The organism is Vibrio sp. 1S139, from assembly GCF_041439475.1.
Taxonomy (GTDB): Bacteria; Pseudomonadota; Gammaproteobacteria; order Enterobacterales; family Vibrionaceae; genus Vibrio; species Vibrio crassostreae_C.
The window spans coordinates 1-4,967 of the sequence record NZ_JBGOOD010000121.1 but is presented as its reverse complement, the minus strand read 5'-3'; the positions used below and the strand labels follow the sequence as shown (position 1 = coordinate 4,967).

Sequence of the window (4,967 nt, the reverse complement as noted above, 5' to 3'; positions counted from 1 at the left end):
AAAGGTTACGACGTTCGTTTCGATGATTGAATGTGTCGATTTAAAGACGCTTACACACTATTTGGCAAGAGAGTTGTGGCACCTTGGTACAGTGAGAGAGCGGGAAGCCTATGATGCTTGTCCGTATCATAAGAAAGGGAGGTCAAGCTTTACCCCGAATGATAAATTTACAAAGGTAAGTGAAAAAAGTATCAAACTGATTTCCAAGTTGATTGATAACTTCGACTTCATCATTGAAATGATTCAAGAGGAGACAGGTATTGAATTTTCTCGAACCTGTATAAGAAAAATGCTTGAGGCTTATCAAGCGTCTGATGGTTGGTTGTACAAAGGTGCGTCGGAGCAAAATATTCCTTGGGCTTTTGCTTACTTAACTCTTTCACACTCGTTATATGGTCAAACAATTCACAACGAAAGTATCCGTAAGGCGTTGTTGAAAAAGAATGCCAAACTGGTTTTCAAGAAAAATCGTTTCATTCCTAAAAAAGGCGTGTATTTAAGTGCTTTGTTTTGTTTTTTAGATCATCGCCGAAAAGTGGTAAGTCACCATCTCACCGAAAGCCTGATTTTTTCTATATCAACATCAGAAAATGAAGTGCTACACACACATAAAATCCAGTGGGAGTCTACCGACTTTGATGCCCACTTGATGCTTCATAAAGATGATGAGCGGCGCTCTGAGCTTATTGACTTAGCTCGAGAGCACTTAGGTTATCTTATTCGTTAAGGTAAATGATGAGGCAATTTCTCACAGAAGGTCAGCTTGAGGCGTTGTTGTCGATGTATTCAGAGCGGGATTTTCCTAACAATACTCGAAAGGCGGTGTGCCTTCGTATTCTTCATGGCCACACTTACGAGTTGGCGGAGTTTATCACCGGCAACTCGCGCCGCAATATCTATAACGGGGTGAAAAAATTGAAAGTCGCGCATGACGTTATGATGAAAACCTACGGTAGAGATGGAGGAGTAAAACGATGAGACACGAATCGTTATTTGATGATATCAGCTCAGTGATTCTTCATCCAGGTTGAGCATAGGCTTTGGATGCTGCTGCAGTACTTTAGACAGTACGCCACGGTTCACCTTGAGCGTTCGGGCTACTTTGGTTTTATTTTGGCTGATGAGATCGACGGACTCTTGGAATATGACGGGTTTAAAAGCGTCCAGTATGACGCTGACGTCTGGCGTTTCAGTCCACTCATCAAACTGAGCCAGATACGATTTTAAACTGGTTTTGAAGGCTTTTTTAGCTTGTTTCATTTCGTCAGAAGGGGGCGTTTGCATGAGGACTACCTTAGAGCATGAGTTGGAGCGTGCAGCGGGAATCGAACCCGCATCATCAGCTTGGAAGGCTGAGGTAATAGCCATTATACGATGCACGCAACGAAGCGCCTGTGAGGAGCACTCCGGCCACTGGTTCCTGGATACCACTGGCGCAAGCATTGTAACGAATAATCGTTTTGGTTCAAGGGGGCGTTAACGTTATCATGACGATTTTGATGGTAATGATTGGAGTAATCGATGGCTTTTAGTGAATTTGAGTGCGCTCGCTATTTGAAGATGATGGAGCAATTAGTCGAGGACATTCGGCCTCCTCTGGCGATAAGGTCGGAGATCGATTATGTGACTGAGCTGGAGAAGCAAAGTCTGATGCTTTATGAAATGTCCCCTTCATTTTCTGGTGATGGGACAACGCAACGTTTCCCTGTTGCAAAAATAACGTACGTAAAAACCAAGAAGCACTGGGTACTTTATGGGATGCGTGCGTCAGGTAAATGGATGCAGCACTCTACCCATCATTTACTGGATTTGGCGATAGGCACTCTTAAATTAGATCCTGATAGCAATTTTTTTGGGTGAGAAGATATTTAAAGTATCCGTTACTCACGTTAAGTACTCGGGGCTGGTAATGCGATCAGGGAGTAGAGTGTAAACTCTAAGCTGTTTATGCCCCATTATAAGGCAAACTTTTTACTCATTCACATCCTGTTAATGTGCGTTTGCCCTACAAAAGGTTATCCGAACTTAGATGGGTAGAGTACACGCCTCAAATCAAATTGATTTTAGTAATATTGTATAGGTAAACCAACACAAACACGGTCACTACTTAGCTATAATTGACCGATATTTACCTGCACTGGTCGAGTTGATGAGATATCAAAGTAAACCCGTAGATTCAATGCCACTGATGGCACCTGAAGATACATTTAAAGAGAAAACACAAACCAACTCCCCTCATCATCCTACGTCAACGGATGCCCCTCAAGAAGCTACCTTGGAATACAATGTGGCGTTAGCTTGTTCACTCGATGAGGTAAAAGCATTCGGTATTGATTCGTTTGTTATAGCTGAAACTGAAAAAGAAAAGAGCCCTCTCAACTCTTGGGTTAAATCAAGAGGTTCGGATGATATCAGTACTATCCTGAGTACTCCGATATTGGTTAATGAGCCTAAAACTTTGCTCTATCAGTTTCCAGGCTCTAAGAAATCAGCATTGATCTATGACAACGTCCTTCCTGTTAAGAAAGGCAGTGCCGTTTATCGCGATGTCTTTATTCCTGTTAAGCCCTCTGTTCAAGTTGATGAGCGTTTAGGTTGGCCTACAGAGGGGTATTTCTACCACTTTGTTGATGATGAACTTACCCATGAATACAAAATCGCCGGCAATAACAAGTGGGGCTTTAATGTTACTGAATCCACTAAAGAGGGATTTAGCGATGAAATCATCGTTTCCAAACCACAATCTACGATTTTACTGCCTTATAAAATCGACAATCAGGTGATTGCAAGGCAACACCTTTTGTATAGAAAAGAGAAACTCTCACAAGACTTACTTTTAGATGAAATTTCGGCGGAGTGGCTCGATGAATACGCTTGTCTTCTTGATATGGATGTGGTGTTTTCCACTCGAACGGCATCGATTTTAGAAAAAGAGAAAGAGCAGGATGGTAAAGTCATTTACATTATTAAGAGTGGGGATAATCTGTCTAAAGTCGCACACAGACAGGGAGTAACACTTGAAGAATTACTGACTTTAAACCCTAGGTACAAGGACTCTCCAGACAACGTGAATGTCGGTGACGAAATTATCATTGAAGTGATTGAATCTTATAACGTTGAGCCTGAGTATCATACCTGTCAACTTGACACTAAGACGAATCAACGTGAAACATGGAGTAGTATTGCTGCGTTATATAACCTTTCGGCTAAGTCCCTATTGGGGATGAATCCAGATTATGATGCTGACCCTTCTGCGTTATCACTTGGTGATAAGCTGCAAGTCACATTACCTAAAGAATCGAGTGGTCAATCTTCCGTTCGTTCTGCTTTACCTGCTGAAGACGTAACCACATCAAAAACAGCGTTTGCTCATTCCAATGTTCAGTGTGAAGTTAGCAGTAAAACCCACTGTAACGTGCATCCTATTGTTGGTGATTCGGGGGCTGATAAGAACACACCGGTGGTAAAAGTTAAGCAACTCATTATGCATTCAGAGCCTTTGTCAACATCGGATAAGTTGGAGTTATTGGCTTCTGGTGATGGAGAAGCCCTTAGTAAGGGAAGTAAAGGGATTGAGGTCAAAGCCATTCAAGATGCATTGATTGACTTAGGTTTCGACTTAGGTCCAGCGGGGGCTGACGGTGATTTTGGCAAGGCGACAGAAAGCGCCATCAAACAGTTTCAAAAGGCATATGAACCGACCCACACCACGCATAAAAATTATCAAATTGGGGAAGTTGACGGGGTTGTTGATAAGAACATGATTCTTGCTTTAGATGAGGCTGTCGTACTTCTATGGATTCTTAAAGAAGACAAGGTAAATAATTGGGCAGAAAGTTCTTTTGGAGAAATTTTAGGTTCGGTTGAGTCGAAAAATGACTACTCTGCATACAACAGAACAAAAGGAGGGCTGAAAGCCTTTTTTAAAACTCAGCTAACGACGTTTACTGTCTCTGAGGTGATCGCAAAGCAACAAGAAAGAAGTATGTTTGCGGTTGGCCGTTTTCAGATAATCCCCTCAACTCTAAGCGAGGCAGTTGAGTATTTATCAATTAATAAAAACGATGTGTTTGACAAGAAAATTCAAGACCGTATTTTTAATGAGTTTCTAATAAAAAAGAAGAGGCCTCAGATAATCGCATACCTTGAAGGTTCGGGTAGTGTTGAAGATGCTATCTATGCATGGGCAAAAGAGTTTGCCTCAGCAGGAGTTGAAAAAGGAAGAAAAATAAGCAGGGATAGAATCGCGAAAGGTGGAGAGTCCTACTACGCAGGGGACGGATTAAATAAGGCCCATTTAACACCTGAAAAAATGAAAGAAACTTTAATAACAGCAAAGAAAGATAGTGTTTATCATGATTAAAAAATATGTATTACCACTTGTGATTTTACTCGTTAATTTAACTCCTTATGCGAAAGCCGTCACTATAGGAGATGATATCTGTGATTTTATCAATAATGAAGATTATAGCGATGTATTCAAGACTAGCTTAAAAAATCAATACCACTTAGGTCCCAACTTTAACAAGCATGATTATGTCTTTACTTATTCCTGCGGAGGAGGGGCTATTTGTGGGAATATTATGTCATCTCCAGACAATGTTTTGACCGATTTCCCAAGTGAGTTTTTGGTGGATTCACAAGAAGGAGAATTTAGTATGGATTATGATGTGAATTCAAATAAAATCTGTTTTACAGGCAAAAGTGCTTTTGACTCAGAATTTTATAATCATGAGTGTTATAAATTCCTTTCAGGAAAGCTTATAAAAGTCGTCGTAGCACAATAATAACTACAGCTAGCGCAAGCTTACTGCTCGCGCTAGCTCTTCAATGTGAACTTTGCAATACCTGTGATTATTCATTATTTTGCTAATTTAGTAAAAGCACTGGCAAACTTTTGTCCAGAGGCTTCACATAGACAGAACCTTAAGCACTAAGCTCAGCGTAAATTCCGTCTAACGTAATGT

The 4,967-nt window shown here is 40.9% G+C and carries 5 protein-coding genes and 1 tRNA gene; 4 read left to right on the top strand and 2 right to left on the bottom strand.

The window, feature by feature from the left end; all coding sequences use genetic code 11:
* Positions 1 to 727, top strand: a 727-nt coding sequence (locus ACED46_RS21350; RefSeq protein WP_371722395.1) for a hypothetical protein, incomplete at its 5' end; no start/stop codon positions are given.
* A gap of 275 nt (positions 728 to 1,002) precedes the next feature.
* Here the strand turns inward: ACED46_RS21350 and ACED46_RS21345 are convergent.
* Both ACED46_RS21345 and ACED46_RS21340 read right to left on the bottom strand, forming a co-directional pair.
* The gene (locus ACED46_RS21345) at positions 1,003 to 1,284 is read right to left on the bottom strand and encodes a hypothetical protein (protein WP_017110280.1); all 282 of its coding nucleotides are present in this window, start codon (positions 1,282 to 1,284) and stop codon (positions 1,003 to 1,005) included.
* 23 nt (positions 1,285 to 1,307) lie between these two features.
* Positions 1,308 to 1,382: transfer RNA gene (locus ACED46_RS21340), tRNA-Gly, on the bottom strand.
* A 139-nt stretch (positions 1,383 to 1,521) separates the two neighbouring features.
* On the opposite strand from ACED46_RS21340, the gene ACED46_RS21335 reads away from it, so the two are divergent.
* The 3 genes from ACED46_RS21335 (at position 1,522) to ACED46_RS21325 (ending at position 4,787) form a co-directional block, all read left to right on the top strand.
* Positions 1,522 to 1,860 carry a DUF3024 domain-containing protein gene (locus ACED46_RS21335; RefSeq protein WP_017110279.1) on the top strand — a complete coding sequence of 113 codons (339 nt, stop codon included), beginning with the start codon at positions 1,522 to 1,524 and terminating at the stop codon, positions 1,858 to 1,860.
* A gap of 289 nt (positions 1,861 to 2,149) precedes the next feature.
* Positions 2,150 to 4,363, top strand: a complete 2,214-nt coding sequence (locus ACED46_RS21330) for a LysM peptidoglycan-binding domain-containing protein (RefSeq protein WP_371722394.1) — start codon at positions 2,150 to 2,152, stop codon at positions 4,361 to 4,363.
* Positions 4,356 to 4,787, top strand: a complete 432-nt coding sequence (locus ACED46_RS21325) for a hypothetical protein (protein WP_133149063.1) — start codon at positions 4,356 to 4,358, stop codon at positions 4,785 to 4,787. The genes ACED46_RS21330 and ACED46_RS21325 overlap by 8 nt, the downstream gene beginning before the upstream one ends.
* Positions 4,788 to 4,967: the final 180 nt, after the last annotated feature.